Source organism: Actinopolymorpha sp. NPDC004070 (assembly GCF_040610475.1).
Classification (GTDB): Bacteria; Actinomycetota; Actinomycetes; order Propionibacteriales; family Actinopolymorphaceae; genus Actinopolymorpha.
This window is the reverse complement of sequence record NZ_JBEXMJ010000008.1, coordinates 249,624-267,067: the sequence shown is the minus strand read 5'-3', so window position 1 is coordinate 267,067 and position 17,444 is coordinate 249,624. Positions and strand designations below refer to the sequence as shown.

At 70.8% G+C, this 17,444-nt stretch carries 16 protein-coding genes; all 16 read left to right on the top strand.

Going from position 1 to position 17,444, the window contains the following annotated elements; all coding sequences use genetic code 11:
• Window positions 1-156: 156 nt before the first annotated feature.
• Window positions 157-1,134, top strand: coding sequence for an ABC transporter permease (locus ABZV93_RS16840; protein WP_354936368.1), 978 nt, complete (start codon window positions 157-159; stop codon window positions 1,132-1,134).
• Window positions 1,135-1,193: 59 nt separating this feature from the next.
• Window positions 1,194-2,984, top strand: coding sequence for an ABC transporter substrate-binding protein (locus tag ABZV93_RS16835; RefSeq protein ID WP_354936365.1), 1,791 nt, complete (start codon window positions 1,194-1,196; stop codon window positions 2,982-2,984).
• An 89-nt stretch (window positions 2,985-3,073) separates the two neighbouring features.
• Window positions 3,074-4,066, top strand: coding sequence for an ABC transporter permease (locus tag ABZV93_RS16830; protein WP_354936362.1), 993 nt, complete (start codon window positions 3,074-3,076; stop codon window positions 4,064-4,066).
• Complete coding sequence (locus tag ABZV93_RS16825; RefSeq protein WP_354936359.1) at window positions 4,063-5,136, top strand: ABC transporter ATP-binding protein; 1,074 nt, start codon at window positions 4,063-4,065, stop codon at window positions 5,134-5,136. Before ABZV93_RS16830 ends, ABZV93_RS16825 begins: the two co-directional genes overlap by 4 nt.
• Before the next feature lie 13 nt (window positions 5,137-5,149).
• Entirely contained in the window at window positions 5,150-6,307 is a 1,158-nt protein-coding gene (locus tag ABZV93_RS16820; protein WP_354936356.1) for a dipeptide ABC transporter ATP-binding protein, read from the top strand.
• 230 nt (window positions 6,308-6,537) lie between these two features.
• A complete protein-coding gene (locus ABZV93_RS16815; RefSeq protein WP_354936553.1) occupies window positions 6,538-7,836 on the top strand; it encodes a replication-associated recombination protein A in 1,299 nt (432 codons plus the stop codon).
• A gap of 147 nt (window positions 7,837-7,983) precedes the next feature.
• Entirely contained in the window at window positions 7,984-8,403 is a 420-nt protein-coding gene (locus ABZV93_RS16810; protein ID WP_354936354.1) for a DUF948 domain-containing protein, read from the top strand.
• Window positions 8,400-8,699: a DUF6167 family protein gene (locus ABZV93_RS16805; RefSeq protein ID WP_354936351.1), complete on the top strand. Its 300-nt coding sequence runs from the start codon at window positions 8,400-8,402 to the stop codon at window positions 8,697-8,699. Before ABZV93_RS16810 ends, ABZV93_RS16805 begins: the two co-directional genes overlap by 4 nt.
• Window positions 8,699-11,377 (top strand): alanine--tRNA ligase, encoded by a 2,679-nt coding sequence (gene alaS, locus ABZV93_RS16800; protein WP_354936348.1) that lies wholly within the window; start codon window positions 8,699-8,701, stop codon window positions 11,375-11,377. The genes ABZV93_RS16805 and alaS overlap by 1 nt, the downstream gene beginning before the upstream one ends.
• Before the next feature lie 13 nt (window positions 11,378-11,390).
• The gene (ruvX, locus tag ABZV93_RS16795; RefSeq protein ID WP_354936345.1) at window positions 11,391-11,858 is read left to right on the top strand and encodes a Holliday junction resolvase RuvX; all 468 of its coding nucleotides are present in this window, start codon (window positions 11,391-11,393) and stop codon (window positions 11,856-11,858) included.
• Window positions 11,851-12,957 (top strand): endolytic transglycosylase MltG, encoded by a 1,107-nt coding sequence (mltG, locus tag ABZV93_RS16790; protein ID WP_354936342.1) that lies wholly within the window; start codon window positions 11,851-11,853, stop codon window positions 12,955-12,957. Before ruvX ends, mltG begins: the two co-directional genes overlap by 8 nt.
• Before the next feature lie 4 nt (window positions 12,958-12,961).
• The gene (locus tag ABZV93_RS16785; protein WP_354936339.1) at window positions 12,962-13,807 is read left to right on the top strand and encodes a shikimate dehydrogenase; all 846 of its coding nucleotides are present in this window, start codon (window positions 12,962-12,964) and stop codon (window positions 13,805-13,807) included.
• An 81-nt stretch (window positions 13,808-13,888) separates the two neighbouring features.
• Window positions 13,889-14,599: an A24 family peptidase gene (locus ABZV93_RS16780; protein WP_354936336.1), complete on the top strand. Its 711-nt coding sequence runs from the start codon at window positions 13,889-13,891 to the stop codon at window positions 14,597-14,599.
• Between the two features lie 30 nt (window positions 14,600-14,629).
• A complete protein-coding gene (aroC, locus tag ABZV93_RS16775; protein WP_354936333.1) occupies window positions 14,630-15,808 on the top strand; it encodes a chorismate synthase in 1,179 nt (392 codons plus the stop codon).
• On the top strand, window positions 15,805-16,338 hold the full coding sequence (locus tag ABZV93_RS16770) for a shikimate kinase (RefSeq protein WP_354936330.1): 534 nt from the start codon (window positions 15,805-15,807) through the stop codon (window positions 16,336-16,338). The genes aroC and ABZV93_RS16770 overlap by 4 nt, the downstream gene beginning before the upstream one ends.
• The gene (aroB, locus tag ABZV93_RS16765) at window positions 16,335-17,435 is read left to right on the top strand and encodes a 3-dehydroquinate synthase (protein WP_354936327.1); all 1,101 of its coding nucleotides are present in this window, start codon (window positions 16,335-16,337) and stop codon (window positions 17,433-17,435) included. The genes ABZV93_RS16770 and aroB overlap by 4 nt, the downstream gene beginning before the upstream one ends.
• Window positions 17,436-17,444: the final 9 nt, after the last annotated feature.

Sequence of the window (17,444 nt, the reverse complement as noted above, 5' to 3'; positions counted from 1 at the left end):
CTAGATGTCACGGCAAGCGTTTACAAATCGTGATCCAAGACGCGCTGTGTATGTGCCCTTCTGTCGTTTATCGTCAGGCGTCACATTCTTCGTACACAGCGCGTCCCCGACTGCTGTGTGTCGTGATTCGTAAGCCAGGAAGGCGTACGACAACCCATGGCGGACCCGACCCTGCTCGAGACCGGAAGCAGTACACCGGTCGCCCCTCCGGACAACCCGGTCAAGAGCAAGTCTCCGACGCAGATCGCGCTGGAGCGGCTTCGTAAGGACAAGATCGCCATCATCTGCGCGGTCATCGTTCTTTTCTTCGTTCTGCTCGCGATCTTCGCCGACGTCATCACCGCCGTCACCCACACCGATCCGAGTACCCCGCACATGGACCTGGTCGACGACTACGGCTTCCCGACCGTCAACCCCAGCGCCGCGCACCCGTTCGGGCTGGAGCCCCGCCTGGGCAGGGATCTGTTCGCCCGCTGGGTCGAGGGCAGCCGCCCGTCCCTGATCGTGGCGACCAGCGCGGCGGTCATCTCCACGATCATCGGCACGTCGATGGGACTCCTGGCGGGCTTCCTGGGCGGACGGATCGACCGGGCGATCTCCTGGCTGATCGACCTGATGCTGTCGATGCCGCTGATCCTCTTCGTGTTCGCGATCGTCCCGGTCGTGCAGGCGCGGTTCGCCTCCGACGACGCCACCGTCTCCAAGGTGCGCCTGTGGTCGCTGGTGGCGATCTTCGCGATCTTCGGCTGGACCGGTCTCGGCCGGCTGGTCCGGGCCCAGGTGCTGTCGCTGCGCGAGCGGGAGTTCATCCAGGCGGCCCGAGCGATCGGCGTACCGACGCACCAGATCCTCTTCCGCGAACTCCTGCCCAACCTCACCGGCCAGATCATCGTGTTCTTGTCGCTGGCGGTTCCGAGCTACATCGCTTCGGAGGCAGGGCTTTCCTATCTCGGGATCGGCCTCACGGAGCCGACTCCCTCCTGGGGGCGCACGATCAACTCCGCGCTCACCTACTACCAGACGTACCCCATCTACTTCTGGCAACCGGCACTGGCGATTCTCGTGCTGGTACTGGCTCTGAACCTTCTCGGCGACGCGATCCGCGACGCCTTCGACCCAACGACTCGTCGGTAGCACGTGCCGACGGCCACAGCAAGGAAGGCAAGTAAGTGACTCGTATGCGATGGAGAAGGTTGGCTGCGGCCGCCGGCGTGCTCGCGCTCGGCGCAACGGCCGCCTGTGGGGGAGGCTCCTCACCTTCGGAGAAGGCACAGGAGCAGCAGAAGAAGCAGCAGCAGCAGAGTGGTTCTTCTGCGGAGGCGCCCAAGGGCGGCGGCTTCGACGTCGTACAGGACGCCAACGCCAAGGGGCCGGCCAAGGACATCGCCGGCGCGCAGAAGGGCGGCACCGCGACCGTCCTCACCGCGGCGGCGCCGGAGACGTTCGACCCCACCAGGGCCTACTACATCGACTCCCTGGCGGTGCTGCGGCTGACCGCACGCACCCTCACCGCGCTGGAACTCCGCGCGGACGGGAAGTACTACCTGGTCCCGGACCTGGCCACCGACCTGGGCCAGCACAACGCGGACTACACCGAGTGGAAGTTCACGCTCAAGGACGGGCTGAAGTACGAGGACGGTTCCCCGATCAAGGCCCAGGACATCGCCTACGCGGTGAAGCGGTCCTTCGCCACCGAGGAGCTGCCCGGCGGCCCGACGTACCAGCAGAGCTACTTCCTGGACGGCGCTAAGTACAAGGGCCCGTTCAAGTCCAAGGCCAAGGGCGGCGGGCTGGACTACGCCGGGGTGGAGACGCCCGACGACAAGACGGTCGTCCTGAAGATGGCCAAGCCGTTCCCGGACCTCGCCTACTACGCGACGTTCCCGGTGTACAGCCCGATCCCGCAGGCCAAGGACACCAAGGACGCCTACGGGAACAAGCCGCTGGCCGCGGGCCCGTACAAGTTCGACAGCTACCAGAAGGGCAAGCGCCTGGTCCTGGTCAAGAACGACCAGTGGGACCCCCAGACCGACCCGGTGCGCCACCAGTACGTCGACAAGTACGACTTCAAGTTCAGCCAGAACCCGATCAAGCTGCAGGAGCAGCTGATCGCCGACAACGGCCCGGACCAGACCGCGATCACCTACGACGGTGTCGACTCCTCGCTGCTGCCCAAGATCCAGGGCAAGGAGCCGGAGAAGCGAATGATGACCGGTGACGGTACCTGCACCGACTTCATCTACCTGGACACCCGGCGGATCCCGCTCGAGGTACGCAAGGCACTGATCACGGCGTGGCCGTTCGACTCGATCCACAAGGCGGGCGGCGACAGCCCGTTCACCTACACCCCCGCCACCACGATCCTTCCGAAGGTGACGCCCGGGTTCGTCAACTACGACCTGTTCGGCAACGGCGGCAAGGGTGACGGCGACCCGGCCAAGGCCAAGAAGATGCTGGAGAAGGCCGGCAAGCTCGGCTTCGACGTCGTGTGGGCCTACTCCAACGACAACGACATCGCGGCGCAGGTCTCGGCCGTGCGGTCGCAGAAGCTGAAGGCGGCGGGCTTCAAGACCACCGCCATTCCGATGCCGCGCGACCAGGTGCGGGCGGAGTTCGACAACCCGAAGTCGAAGATCAACATCCGGCCGCTGGGCTGGTGCCTGGACTGGCCGTCGGGCACGACGGTGTTCCCGGCCATCTTCGACGGCCGGCTGATCTCCCTCAACCCGAACTCGGCGCCGAACAAGTCGTTCCTGAACGAGCCCGACGTCAACTCCGAGATCGACCGCATCTCCTCGCTTCCGCTGCAGAAGCAGGAGCCGGAGTGGGCCAAGCTCGACAAGACGCTGATGCAGAAGTACGTGCCGGTCATCCCGGTCGACTACAACAAGACCAACTTCCTGTACGGCTCCAAGCTCGGCGGCGTCGTCCTCGACCCGTTCAGCGGCGGGCCCGACTTCACCAAGCTGTACGTGAAGCAGTAGGTAATACCCGGCGGGTGGGAAGGGCGATCCCCTTCCCACCCGCCGCTCGGTCAACCGTCTTTCGGGCCGCCACCGCGAGGTTTGCCAACATGTTCGGATACATCGTGCGACGGATCGTCGCCGGCATCGCCGTGATCCTCGTGGTGATGGTCGCGTCGTTCTTCCTGTTCTTCCTCGGGCCGTCCCAGCCCGAATACTCCATCTGCGGCAACCGCAACTGCACGCCCGACCGGCTCGCCGACATCCGGCGCAGCCTCTCGCTGGACAAGCCGATACCCGAACAGTTCGCGGAGTTCTTCACCGGCATCGTCACCGGGCGGGAGATCCACTCCGGTGGCTTCGTGAAGAAGTGCGACGTTCCCTGCCTGGGTTACTCCTTCGTCGCCGACCAGCCGGTCACCACGATGATCGTGCAGGGGTTACCGGTCACGATCTCGGTCGCGCTCGGCGCGATGGTCATCTTCACGGTGTTCGGCGTCACCACCGGCGCGTTGGCGGCGATCCATCGAGGAACCCTGTGGGACAAGACACTCGTCAGTGGATCGATGGTGCTGACGTCGTTCCCGTACTACCTCGTCGCGCTGCTCGCGGCCATCTACCTGACGATCCAGTACCAGATACTTCCGCGCAGCGGGTACGAACCATTACTGCAGAATCCGTTCGGCTGGTTCAAGGGCCTGCTGCTGCCGTGGGTCGTGCTCGGGGCGGTGTACGCGACGAGCTACGCCCGCTACACCAGAGCCGCGATGGTGGAGGCGCTCGGCGAGGACTTCGTCCGGACCGCGCGGGCCAAGGGACTCACCGTACGAAAGGTCAACTTCAAGCACGCGCTCCGCGCCGGCCTGACCTCGGTGGTGACGATCCTCGGCCTCGACCTGGCCAACCTGCTCACCGGAACGGTGTTCACCGAACAGATCTTCAACGTGCAGGGGCTCGGACTGATCGCCCTCAACGCCTTCGGCAACGGCGACCTGCCGGTCATCATGGGATCGGTGTTGTACGCGTCGTTCCTGCTGGTGGCGCTCAACATCGTCGTCGACATCGTCTACAGCTTCCTCGACCCGCGGGTGCGACTCGGATGACCACGAACGACAACCCCAGGACCACCGGAACCGCGGGGGACGGCGACACGCCGTTCCTCGCGGTGGACAACCTCACCGTCCGGTTCCCGACGCCCGACGGCGTGGTCAACGCCGTCACCGAACTCTCCTACGACGTGCACCTGGGCCGGACCCTCGGCATCGTCGGCGAGTCCGGGTCGGGCAAGAGCGTGTCCAGCATGGCGATCATGGGCCTGCACGACCGGCGCCGCGCGAAGATCACCGGCAGCATCCGCCTGCAGGGCACGGATCTGATCGGCGTGGACGACGAGCGCATGCGGCGCATCCGCGGCAACGCCGTCTCGATGATCTTCCAGGACCCGCTGTCCAGCCTGCACCCGTTCTTCAGCATCGGCGACCAGATCGCCGAGGCCTATCTCGCCCACCACAAGGCGTCCAAGGGGCAGGCCCGCAAGCGGGCGATCGAGATGCTGGACCGGGTGGGCATCCCGCAGGCGGTGCGGCGGGTCGACGACTACCCGCACCAGTTCTCCGGCGGTATGCGCCAGCGCGCGATGATCGCGATGGCGCTGGTCAACGACCCCAAGCTGCTGATCGCCGACGAGCCGACCACGGCCCTCGACGTGACCGTGCAGGCGCAGATTCTCGACCTGCTGCAGGACCTGCAGCGGGAGTTCGGGTCGGCGATCATCCTGATCACCCACGACCTCGGCGTGGTGGCCGAGGTCGCCGACGACGTACTTGTGATGTACGGCGGCCGCTGTGTGGAGTACGGCACCGGGAAGCAGATCCTCACCCGGCCCGAACACCCCTACACCTGGGGACTGCTGTCCAGCGCGCCGCACCTGACCGGTGACCCGGAGAAGCGGCTGAACCCGATCAAGGGAATGCCGCCCAGCCTGATCAACCTGCCGTCGGGGTGTTCCTTCCACCCGCGGTGCCCGTACTCGTCCCGGCTGCCCGACGACCGGTGCGTCACGACCCTGCCGGAGCTACGGCCCGGCGGGCGGGTGCCGAACCATCTGAAGGCCTGCCACCTACCGGATCCCGACGAGATCTTCGTCGAAGAGATCCTGCCGCGGATCGGGTGAGGGAGAAGCCGTCATGACCGAAAGCACCACCACATCCACGTCCCAGGAGACGAGCACCGGGCCGGCCCACGCCCGGCGGCCGCTCGGTGACCCCGCGGCGCCGTTGCTGGAGGTACGCGACCTCGTCAAGCACTTCCCGGTCCGCTCCACCGGCGTGGTCCGGCGGGTGGTCGGCCAGGTCCAGGCAGTCGACGGCGTGTCGTTCTCGGTGGGCCGCGGTGAGTCGCTCGGCCTGGTCGGCGAGTCCGGCTGCGGAAAGTCGACGACCGGCCGGCTGATCACCAGGCTGCTGGACCCGACCAGCGGCGAGGTGCGCTTCGAGGGCACCGACATCAGCACGCTGTCCGGCCGCAGGCTGCTGCCGTACCGGCGCGAGATCCAGATCATCTTCCAGGATCCGTACTCCTCGCTGAACCCCCGGCACACCGTGGGCACCATCATCGGCACCCCGTTGCGGGTGCACGACATCGTGCCCCGCAACAAGGTGCTGTCGCGGGTGCAGGAGCTTCTCGAGGTGGTCGGCCTCAACCCCGAGCACTACAACCGCTATCCGGGGGAGTTCTCCGGCGGCCAGCGGCAGCGGATCGGGATCGCCCGGGCGCTGGCGGTGCGGCCCAAGCTGATCGTGGCCGACGAGCCGGTCAGCGCGCTGGACGTGTCGATCCAGGCACAGGTCGTCAACCTGCTGGCCGACCTGCAGAAGGAGTTCGGCATCTCCTTCGTGTTCATCGCCCACGACCTGGCGGTCGTACGCCACTTCTGTCCGCGGGTCGCGGTGATGTACCTCGGGAAGGTCGTCGAGATCACCGACCGGGAGCGGCTGTACTCCAGGCCGCACCACCCCTACACCCAGGCGCTGCTGTCCGCGGTGCCCGACGTGGGGCAGGCGGCGATCGGCGGCCGGCGGGAGCGGATCCGGTTGTTCGGGGACGTGCCCAGCCCGATCGACCCGCCGTCGGGATGCCGGTTCCGTACGCGGTGCTGGAAGGCGCAGGAGATCTGCGCCACCCAGGAGCCGCCGCTGGTGCAGATCGCCGGCGGGCACCGGGTGGCCTGCCACTTCGCGGCCCCGCCGACGGCGGCGGACGCCCAGGCCAGCCAGGTGGCCGCGGCCGCCGCGGCCGAGGGCGACGGAGAGGTCCACCCGGAGGACCTCACGTCCCTGCGCTGACGCTCACCGGCCGGTCGTACGGTGCCGTACGGCCGGCCGTTTGGTGCCGTACGACCGGCCGCGCCGGGTTTGCTCACGCGGCCGGGAGGATGAGGGCGGCCCCGGATAGTCTCGTGGCCGTGACCGACGAGGCGTTGTTCGAGGTGTCCGGCCGGGCCGGCGGGTCCGGCGGCCAGGGTGGCCAGGGCGCCGCAGGTCCGGCCGGCACCGCGGCCCGTGGCTCGGGGAGCCTGGCCGACACCGACCACCAGGCGGCGCCGCTGGCCGTCCGCATGCGTCCCCAGACTCTCGAGGACCTGGTGGGCCAGCGTCAGCTGCTGGCGCCGGGCGCGCCGCTGCGCCGGATGGTCGAGGGGGACCAGGCGATGTCGCTGCTGCTGTGGGGACCGCCCGGCTCGGGAAAGACCACGATCGCCTCGATCGTGAGCCGCCAGACCAACCGCGCGTTCGTGGAGGTGTCGGCCGTTTCGGCCGGGGTGAAGGAGGTCCGCACCGTCATCGACGCGGCCCGCCGCGACCTCGGCCGTGGGCGGGAGACGGTGCTGTTCGTCGACGAGGTGCACCGGTTCAACAAGGCCCAGCAGGACGCACTGTTGCCGGGAGTGGAGAACCGCTGGATCTCCCTGGTCGCCGCGACCACCGAGAACCCCTTCTTCTCCGTCATCTCACCGCTGCTGTCGCGTTCGTTGCTGTTGCGGCTGGAGCCGCTGTCCGACGACGACATCGGCGACCTCGTCGACCGGGCACTGGTCGACGAGCGCGGGCTGGCCGGCGCGGTGGAGCTGGCCCCGCAGGCGCGCGAGCACCTGGTCCGGATGGCCGGCGGCGACGCTCGGCGGGCACTGACCTACCTCGAGGCCGCGGCCGGCGCCGCGCAGTCCAAGGACTCCCGCGAGGTCGACCTGGCCACGCTGGAGACCGCGGTCGACCGGGCTGCGGTCCGCTACGACCGTGACGGCGACCAGCACTACGACGTCGCCAGCGCGTTGATCAAGTCCATCCGGGGCAGTGACGTGGACGCCGCGCTGCACTACCTCGCCCGGATGGTCGAGGCGGGGGAGGACCCCCGGTTCGTCGCCCGGCGGCTGGTGATCTCGGCCAGCGAGGACATCGGGATGGCCGACCCGACCGCGCTCGGGGTCGCGGTGGCCGCCCACCAGGCCACCCAGTTCGTCGGCCTGCCCGAGGCCGCGATCAACCTCGCCCAGGCGGTCATCCACCTGGCGCTGGCACCGAAGTCCAACGCCGTGGTCACCGCGATCGGCGCGGCCCAGGCCGACGTGCGGTCGGGGCGGATCGGCCGGGTGCCGGCGCACCTGCGCGACGCGCACTACGGCGGGGCCCGGAAGCTCGGCCACGGGGCCGGCTACCGCTACGCCCACGACGACCCGCGCGGGATCGTCGCCCAGCAGTACGCCCCCGACGAGATAGCCGGGCGGACCTACTACAAGCCCACCGGCCGGGGCGCCGAAGGTGCCGCGGCGCAGCGCCTGGAGCGGATCCGGCGCATCCTCGCCGGCGAGGAGTGAGCGGCCGGGCAGGTTCCGCGCCCGGCCCGCCTGCCCGCCCGCCTGGGCGGGCGGAATCCTCCGGGCAAACCGTGCCATGTCGACACCACGACACGGCAGCGAGGGGCGGCGCGCGCCGCGCCGTCAACCGTTATAGGTTTGGTCGCCATGACTGCCGGTGAAATCGCGGGCTTGATCGCGGCCGCGGCGCTGCTGCTGCTCGTGGGGCTTCTCGCCTACCCCATCCTCAAGCTCGGCAAGGTGCTGGACGAGACCCGCCTGCTCGTCCGGGGCGTCTCCGACGAGAGCGTACCTTTGCTGGGTGAGGTCACCACGACGGTGACGACCACCAACGCCCAGCTCGAACGCGTCGACGCGATCACCTCGAGCGTCCAGACCGTCTCCGACAACGTCGCCGGCCTGAGCTCGCTGTTCGCGGCCACGCTCGGTGGCCCGCTGGTGAAGGCGGCCGCCTTCTCCTACGGCGTCCGCCGGGCGATCGCCGCCCGCAGCCGCCGCGACGTGGAGCGCCAGGTGCGCTCGCAGATGCGCGGTGGCCGGCGCCGTAAGGAGGCCGACGTCGCATGAGGCGATTGGTGTGGGTCGTGGTGGGCGCGACCGTCGGCGTGGTCGTCGTCCGCAAGCTGTCCCGGCAGGCGGAGGCGTTCAGCCCCCAGGGTCTGGCCAGGCAGCTGGGCGGGCTGGGCGACGCCGTACGCGCGTTCGGAGAGGAGATCCGGGCCGGCATGGACGCCCGCGAGCAGGAGCTGCGCAACGCGCTCGCGCTGGACGCGCCCGAGCCGAACGGACACGCGGGTCTGGACGCCGAGGCCGCCGCGCGCCTCGCCCGTGACCCCAACTCGAGCTGGAGGGACGGAAACTGATGGACACGGCGGAGATTCGCCGGCGCTACCTGCGCTTCTTCGGGGAGCGCGGCCACACCGTCGTTCCATCGGCCTCACTGCTGCTCGACGACCCCAACCTGCTGTTCGTCAACGCGGGCATGGTGCCGTTCAAGCCCTACCTGCTCGGCCAGGAGACCCCGCCCTACCCGCGGGCGACCAGCGTGCAGAAGTGCGTGCGCACCGGTGACATCGAAGAGGTCGGCAAGACCACCCGGCACGGCACGTTCTTCCAGATGAACGGCAACTTCTCCTTCGGCGACTATTTCAAGGAACAGGCGATCGAGTACGCCTGGGAGCTGATCACCCGCCCGACAGGCGAGGGTGGATTCGGCCTGCCGGAGTCCCGCATCTGGGTGACCGTCTACCACGAGGACGACGAGGCCGCCGACATCTGGCGGCACCTCATCGGGCTGCCCGAGCACCGCATCGTGCGCCGCGGCATGGCCGACAACCTGTGGTCGATGGGCGTGCCCGGCCCGTGCGGACCGTGCAGCGAGCTCTACATCGACCGCGGTCCGGAGTACGGCCCCGAGGGCGGCCCGGAGGTCGACGAGGACCGCTACCTGGAGTTCTGGAACCTCGTCTTCATGCAATGGGTGCGCGGCGAGGGGCCGGCCAAGGAGGGCTACGAGCTGCTCGGCGACCTGCCGGCCAAGAACATCGACACCGGCATGGGCCTGGAGCGGATGGCCGCGCTGCTGCAGGGCGTGGACAACATCTACGAGAACGACGAGATCCGGCCGGTTCTCGACCGCGCGACCGAGCTGAGCGGACGCTCCTACGGCGCCGACCACCAGACCGACGTACGCCTGCGGGTCGTGGCCGACCACGTGCGGTCGGCGCTGATGATCGTCAGCGACGGCATCTCGCCCAGCAACGAGGGACGCGGCTACGTCCTGCGCCGGATCATCCGCCGGGCCGTCAACCAGATGCGGCTGCTCGGAGTCGACGAGGCGACCATGCCCGCGCTGCTGCCGGTGAGCCAGTCGCGGATGAAGCTGTCCTACCCCGAGCTTGAGAGCGACTGGCAGCGGATCAGCTCGGTGATCTACGCCGAGGAGGAGACGTTCCTCGGCACGCTCAAGACCGGTGCGCAGATCTTCGACCTCGCGGCCACCGAGACCAGCCGGTCCGGCGGTTCGGTGCTGCCTGGAACCAAGGCGTTCCAGCTGCACGACACCTACGGCTTCCCGTTTGACCTGACCATGGAGATGGCGGCCGAGCGCGGCCTGTCGGTGGACGAGGAGGGCTTCCGCCGGCTGATGGCCGAGCAGCGCACCCGCGCCAAGCAGGACGCCGCCGCCCGCAAGACCGCACACGCCGACCTGTCCGCCTACCGCTCGGTCGCCGACACCCTCGGCCGCTCGGTGGAGTTCACCGGGTACGACGAGGTGGAGTCGGAGGGCCGCGTGGCCGGCCTGCTGGTCGGCGGCGAGCCGGTCACCTCCGCCCGCGAGGGCGACACGGTCGAGTTGGTACTGGACCGTACGCCGTTCTACGCCGAGTCCGGCGGCCAGCTCGCCGACGAGGGCGTGGTCGAGCTGGCCAACGGCGCGCGGCTGGTCGTCCACGACGTCCAGTCACCGCTGTCCGGCCTGATCGTGCACCAGGCGAAGGTGCTCGAGGGCGAGGTCGTGCCGGGCACCGTCGCACAGGCCCTGGTCGACGTGGAGCGCCGGCGGGCGATCTCCCGCGCGCACACCGCGACCCACATGGTGCACAAGGCGTTCCGGGAGGCGCTCGGGGAGACCGCTGCGCAGGCGGGCTCGGAGAACGCACCCGGCCGGTTCCGGTTCGACTTCACCGCCACCGGCCCGGTGCCGGAGAGCGTGCTGGCCGAGGCCGAGGAGCGGGTCAACGACCTGTTGCTCGCCGACCTGCCGGTGACCGCGGAGGAGATGCCGCTGGTCGACGCGCGCCAGGCCGGTGCGATGGCGTTGTTCGGCGAGAGGTATCCCGACGTGGTGCGGGTGATCTCCGTCGGCGACTGGGCGCGGGAGCTGTGCGGCGGCACGCACGCCGGTCGTTCCGGGCAGCTCGGCGTGGTCAAGCTGCTGACGGAGTCCTCTGTCGGTGCCGGCATCCGCCGGGTGGAGGCGTTGGTCGGCGCGGACGCCTACCGCTTCCTTGCCCGCGAGCACGTGCTGCTCGGCCAGCTCGCCGAGGCGGTCAAGGCACGCCCGGAGGAGCTTCCCGAGCGGGTGGCCGGGATCATCGACCGGCTGCGCACCGCCGAGAAGGAGCTGGAACGTATCCGGGTGCAGCAGGTGCTCGCCGCGGCCGGGCAGCTCGCCGCCAACCCCAAGGACGTGTTCGGCGTCGCGCTGGTCGCCCACCGGGTGGACGGCGCCTCGGCCGGTGACCTGCGCAAGCTGGCACTGGACGTGCGTGGCCGGATGCCCGCCGACCGGCCCGCCGTGGTCGCCGTCGTCGGCGCCAGCGGCGGCCGGCCCTCGGTGGTGGTGGCGGTCAACGACGAGGGCCGCAACTGGCGGCTCTCGGCCGGAGCGCTGGTCAGGGTCGCCGCCGGGGTACTCGGCGGTGGCGGCGGGGGCAAGGACGACGTCGCGCAGGGCGGCGGCACCGACCCCGGCAAGGCCGACGAGGCCCTCCGCGAGGTCGAGTACGCCGTCGGCACGCGGGTCACGAGCAGCTGAGCGGACGGCGACGATGCGCGGCGGCGTACGGCTGGGTGTCGACGTGGGTGACGTCCGAATTGGGGTGGCCCGCTGCGACCCGTCCGGATATCTCGCCGTTCCGGTGGAGACGGTCCGGCGCGGCCCCGGTGACTTCGACCGGCTGGCCGCGCTGACCGAGGAGTCGGAGGCGGTCGAGGTCGTCGTCGGGCTGCCGGTGTCGCTGTCGGGCCGGGAGGGGCCCGCCGCGGCAAAGGCGCGCGAGTTCGCCGCAGAGCTCGCCGAGCGGCTGGCACCGGTCCCGGTGCGGCTGTTCGACGAACGCCTGTCGACGGTGGGTGCACAGCAGGGGTTCCGGGCGCAGGGGCGGTCCACCAAGAGCACCAGGGACCGCATCGACCAGGCAGCGGCAGCGGTCATCCTGCAGAACGCACTCGACACCGAGCGTTCCACCGGAAAGCCGCCGGGCTCGACCGTAAGGAGAAGGACAGCCAGTGAGTGAGCTCGGATTCCAGACCTCCTCGGGCCGCGTACGCCACCGCCGCGGGCGAGGCTGCATCGCCGTCCTGCTTGCCCTCGCCGTGATCGGCGGTCTGGGCGCCGTCGCGGTGGTCAAGGGCCGCGCCCTGCTCTCGGACGTGTTCAGCGTCCCGGACTACACCGGATCCGGCGAGGGCGAGGTCGTCGTCCAGATCGAGCAGGGGGAGTCCAGCACCGACATCGCCGACACCCTGGAGCGCAAGGACGTGGTGAAGAGCGCCGAGGCGTTCACCCGGGCGGCCCGCAACGACTCCAGGGCACTGTCGATCCAGCCCGGCTACTACCGGCTGCGCGAGCAGATGGCGGCCAAGAACGCGCTCGGCCTGCTGCTCGACCCCGACGCCCGGATCATGGAACGCGTGACCGTGCCCGAAGGCCGGCGCGTCTCCCAGATCGTGTCGATCCTTTCGGACAAGACGAAGATCCCGAAGTCGGAGTTCGACAAGGCGCTGAAGGACCCGTCCTCGCTGGGGCTGCCGAAGTACGCCAAGGGCAAGGCGGAGGGGATGCTGTTCCCCGCGACGTACGACATCGACCCGGGGACCACGGCCGTCTCGCTGCTCGGCGACATGACCAAGAGGCACACCCAGGTGAGCGCGCAGCTCGGCCTGACCGACAGCACCGCGAGGTCCGACTTCGACCCGCTGCAGGTGGTCACGGTCGCCAGCCTGGTCGAGGCGGAGGCCCGCCGGCCCGCGGACTTCCCGAAGGTCGCCCGGGTGATCTACAACCGGGTGGCGAAGAACCAGCGGCTGCAGCTGGACTCGACCGTGCACTACGCGATCAACCGGTACGACACCCCCTCGACCACCCCGGCCGAACGCGCCAACCGCTCGCCGTACAACACCTACGTGCATCCGGGCCTCCCGCCGGGCCCGATCAACTCACCCGGTGAGCGTGCGCTGCGCGCGGCCATCCATCCCGCCGAGGGTTCCTGGATGTACTTCGTCACCGTCAACCCCGACACCGGTGAAACGAAGTTCGCCACCACTCTCGCCGAGCACGAGAGATACGTACGGCAGTTCCAGAGCTGGTGCCGTACGCACTCCGACCGGTGCTGACGCCGTGAAGCCGGAGAAGACGCACGTACGCCGGTGCGCAGTGCTCGGCTCGCCGATCGGGCACTCGTTGTCGCCGGTGCTGCACCGCGCGGCGTACGCCGAGCTGGGTGTGCCGTGGCGCTACGACGCGTTCGAGGTGGACGAGGAGGGGCTGGCCGGCTTTCTCGACGGCCTGGACCCTTCCTGGCGCGGCCTGTCCCTGACCATGCCGCTCAAGCGGGCGGTCATCCCGCTGTGTGACGAGGTGGCCGAGCCCGCCCGGATGGTCGGCGCGGTCAACACCGTGCTGCTGGCCGCTGGCCGGCGTACGGGCACCAACACCGACGTGCCCGGCGTGATCGAGGCGCTGCGCGAACGCGGCGTCACGACCGTCCGCGAGGTGCTGCTGGTCGGCGTGGGCGCCACCGCCTCCTCCGCCCTTGCCGCCGCTGCGGCGATGGACGCGACCCGGGTGTGGGCGCTGGCCCGCGACCCCGCGCGCGCCGAGAACCTGCGCCGGCTCGCGGCCGACCTCGGCGTCGACCTGCGCGTCGTCGCCTGGGGGGACGCCGCGGCCGACCTGCCGGCGGGGCTGGACCTCGCGGTGTCCACCGTCCCGGACTCCGCGGCGGCATCGGTCGCCGCCGAGGTCGCCCGGCGGGCCGAGGTGGTCTTCGACGCGCTGTACGACCCGTGGCCGACCCGGCTGGCCGAGGCCGCCGGGCAGGCTGGGCGGGTGGTGCTCGGCGGGCTAGACCTGCTGGTCCACCAGGCCGCGCTGCAGGTGGAGCAGATGACCGGCAAGACGCCCGTTCCCGTGGCGGCGATGCGGGCCGCCGGCGAGCAGGCCCTGCTCAGCCGGGCGGGCTGAGCAGGGGGCGGCGGGCCCGGCCCCGGCCGCCCCTGTGGACAACCGGCCGCGACGCCGCGCCGGCCGCTAGGCTCCGACACCGTGACGGCATGGAACATCGCGTTCGTGGCGGGTTGCGTCGCGGTCGGCGGTGTCGCCGGGACGCTGGTCCCGCGCTGGGTGTCGTGCCTGCCCGATCCGGCCCGGCTGGACGACGAGGACGAGCCCGTCTCCTACGCCGAGCTGGCCCGCTGGCCGGCGCTGCCCGTGGTGGCCGCCGTCACGACCGGCCTGACCTGGGGTCTGCTGGCGTGGCGGCTGGGACCCGACGCGGCCCTGCCGGCCGTTCTCTACCTTGCCCTGGCCGGGATCCTGCTCGGCTACGTCGACCTGCGGGTGCGGTTGCTGCCCAACGCCGTGGTGCTGCCGTCGTACGCCGTGGTGGTCGCGCTGCTCGGCGGCGCCGCGCTGGTCACCGGAGCCTGGTCCCGGCTGGCGTGGGCGCTGGTCGGAGGGGCGGCGCTGTGGGTGTTCCTGGCGTTGCTGGGGATGCTCACCCCGTCCGGGCTCGGCTTCGGTGACGTCAAGCTGGCGGGGGTGCTCGGAGTGGGGCTGGGCTGGTTCGGCCTGCCGTACGTCCTGGTCGGCACGTTCGCGGCATTCGTGCTCGGCGGGCTGGTGAGCCTCGGGCTTGTGGTGGCCGGGCGCGCGCACCGCAAGACCGCGATCCCGTTCGGGCCGTTCCTGCTGGCGGGATTCCTGCTCACGGTCATGTACGGCGAGCCGGTGCTCGGCTGGTACCTCACGCGCTGAGCCGTCGGGTGCCGTGAAAGACTCTCCGGCATGCTTCGGTGGCTCACCGCGGGCGAGTCGCACGGCCCCGCCCTGGTCGCAATTCTCGAGGGACTGCCGGCAGGCGTCCAGATCACCACCGACGACGTCAGCCGCCAGCTGGCCCGTCGGCGGCTGGGCTATGGCCGCGGCGCCCGGATGTCGTTCGAACGTGACGAGCTGGACTTCCTCGGCGGCGTCCGGCACGGTCGCACGCTCGGCGGCCCGGTCGCGGTGCGGGTCGGCAACAGCGAGTGGCCCAAGTGGTCGCAGGTGATGGCCGCCGACCCGGTGGACCCCGACGAGCTCGCCAGCCTGGCCCGCAACGCCCCGCTGACCCGTCCCCGCCCCGGCCACGCCGACCTGGTGGGCATGCAGAAGTACGGCTTCGACGAGGCCCGCCCGGTGCTCGAACGCGCCAGCGCCCGGGAGACCGCGGCCCGGGTCGCACTCGGGTCGGTCGCCACGGCGTTCCTGCGCCAGACGCTGGACGCGTCGGTGCTCAGCCACGTCGTCGAGCTCGGCACGGTGCGCGCCCCGGCGGGCAGCGTCCCGTCCGCCGGTGACCTGGAGCGCATCGACGCCGACCCCGTGCGCTGCCTGGACCCCACGACCAGCCAGGCGATGGTGGCCGAGGTGGACACCGCGCACAAGGAGGGCGACACCCTCGGCGGTGTGGTCGAGGTGGTCGTGTGGGGGCTGCCGCCCGGACTCGGCAGCCACGTGCACTGGGACCGGCGGCTGGACGCGCGGCTCGCTGCCGCACTGATGGGCATCCAGGCGATCAAGGGTGTCGAGGTCGGCGACGGGTTCGAGCTGGCCAGGACCCGCGGCTCGGCCGCCCAGGACGAGATCGAACGCCGCGACGACGGACTGCGCCGCACCTCCGGGCGTTCCGGCGGGACCGAGGGCGGCATGTCCACCGGTGAGCTGCTGCGAGTACGCGCGGCGATGAAGCCGATCTCCACTGTGCCGCGCGCCCTGCGGACCGTCGACGTGGCCACCGGCGAGGAGGCCCGGGCCCACCACCAGCGTTCCGACGTGTGCGCGGTGCCGGCCGCCGGCGTGGTCGCCGAGGCGATGGTGGCGCTGGTCGTCGCCGACGCCGTACTCGAGAAGTTCGGCGGCGACTCGGTGCCGGAGACCCGGCGCAACGTCACCGCCTACCTCGACCAGCTGAGCATCCGTTGACCGCGCCCAAGGTCGTCCTCATCGGCCCGCCCGGTGCCGGCAAGAGCACCGTCGGCACGCTCGTCGCCGAGCTGCTCGGCGTGACCTTCCGCGACACCGACACCGACGTGGAGACCGAGACCGGATCGGTGATCGCGGACATCTTCGTCGACCGGGGCGAGGCCGCGTTCCGCCGGCTGGAACGCGCTGCCGTCCGCCGGGCGCTGACCGAGCACCCGGGCGTCCTCGCCCTGGGCGGCGGTGCGGTCCTGGACGCCGACACCCGCCGCGACCTGTGCAGCCAGCACGTGGTGTTCCTGGACGTCTCGCTCGCCGACGCGGCCCGCCGGGTCGGCCTGGACACCTCCCGGCCGCTGCTGCTCGGGAACGTCCGTGGCCAGCTCAAGCAGCTGATGGACGCCCGGCGCCCGCTCTACGGCGAGGTCGCCTCGGTGGTGATCTCCACCGACGGGCGCGAGCCGGCCGACATCGCCGCCGAGGTGCTCCGCACGGTGCGGGGCACCGGCCCGGCGGGGGAGTGCCGGCCGTGAGCGAGTCCGTCCGGATCCCGGTCCGCACCGCCCGTCCCTACGACGTCGTCGTCGGTACGAACGTGCTCCACGAGCTGCCCGCACTGCTCGGCGACGGCGTACGCAAGGTCGCCGTCGTGCACCAGCAGGCGCTGACCGCGACCGGCGAGCGGATCCGCGACCTGCTGACCGGGCGCGGCTTCTCCGCCTACCTGCTGGAGGTGCCCGACGCCGAGCAGTCCAAGACGGCCGAGGTCGCCGCCCGCTGCTGGTCGGCCCTCGGCGCGTGGGGCTTCACCCGCTCCGACGCGCTGGTCGGCGTCGGCGGGGGAGCGACCACCGACCTCGCGGGGTTCGTCGCGGCCACCTGGCTGCGCGGCGTGGCGGTCGTACAGGTGCCGACCACGTTGCTCGGCATGGTCGACGCGGCCGTGGGCGGCAAGACCGGCATCAACACCGCCGAGGGAAAGAACCTCGTCGGCGCCTTCCACGAGCCGAGGGGCGTGCTCTGCGACCTGGCGTCCCTGCGCACGCTGCCGGGGCCGGACTACGTGAGCGGGCTGGCCGAGGTGGTCAAGTGCGGGTTCATCGCCGACCCGGTGATCCTGGACCTGATCGAGGCCGACCCCGCTGCCGCCGCCGACCCGGCCGGCGACCTCACCGCCGAACTCGTCGAACGCTCGGTCCGGATCAAGGCCGGTGTCGTCGCCGACGACCTCACCGAGACCTCGGCCACCGCAGGCGGCGGCATCGGCCGCGAGGTGCTCAACTACGGGCACACCATGGGGCACGCGATCGAACGCGCCGAGCACTACCGCTGGCGGCACGGCGCCGCGGTGTCGGTGGGCCTGGTCTACGTCGCCGAGCTCGCCCGGCTGGCCGGGCGACTGGACGAGCACACCGCACGGCGCCACCGCGACATCCTGGACCGGCTCGGCCTGCCGACCGCCTACCGCGGCGCCGACTGGCCCGCCCTGCTGGCCGGGATGCGGCTGGACAAGAAGGCCCGCGGCGATCTCGTCCGCTTCGTCGTCCTGGACGGCCTGGCCAAGCCGGGCCTGCTGGAAGGCCCCGACGCCGACCTGATGCGCTCGGCGTACGACACGATCGCGGGCTGACGCCCGGCG

Bases quoted from the DNA above. Each gene is read 5' to 3' on its own strand.
- ruvX (WP_354936345.1), top strand. From the start codon at position 11,391: ATGCGCGGCGGCGTACGGCTGGGTGTCGACGTGGGTGACGTCCGAATT.
- alaS (WP_354936348.1), top strand. From the start codon at position 8,699: ATGGACACGGCGGAGATTCGCCGGCGCTACCTGCGCTTCTTCGGGGAG.
- ABZV93_RS16840 (WP_354936368.1), top strand. From the start codon at position 157: ATGGCGGACCCGACCCTGCTCGAGACCGGAAGCAGTACACCGGTCGCC.
- ABZV93_RS16825 (WP_354936359.1), top strand. From the start codon at position 4,063: ATGACCACGAACGACAACCCCAGGACCACCGGAACCGCGGGGGACGGC.
- ABZV93_RS16830 (WP_354936362.1), top strand. From the start codon at position 3,074: ATGTTCGGATACATCGTGCGACGGATCGTCGCCGGCATCGCCGTGATC.
- ABZV93_RS16820 (WP_354936356.1), top strand. From the start codon at position 5,150: ATGACCGAAAGCACCACCACATCCACGTCCCAGGAGACGAGCACCGGG.
- ABZV93_RS16810 (WP_354936354.1), top strand. From the start codon at position 7,984: ATGACTGCCGGTGAAATCGCGGGCTTGATCGCGGCCGCGGCGCTGCTG.
- ABZV93_RS16805 (WP_354936351.1), top strand. From the start codon at position 8,400: ATGAGGCGATTGGTGTGGGTCGTGGTGGGCGCGACCGTCGGCGTGGTC.
- aroC (WP_354936333.1), top strand. From the start codon at position 14,630: ATGCTTCGGTGGCTCACCGCGGGCGAGTCGCACGGCCCCGCCCTGGTC.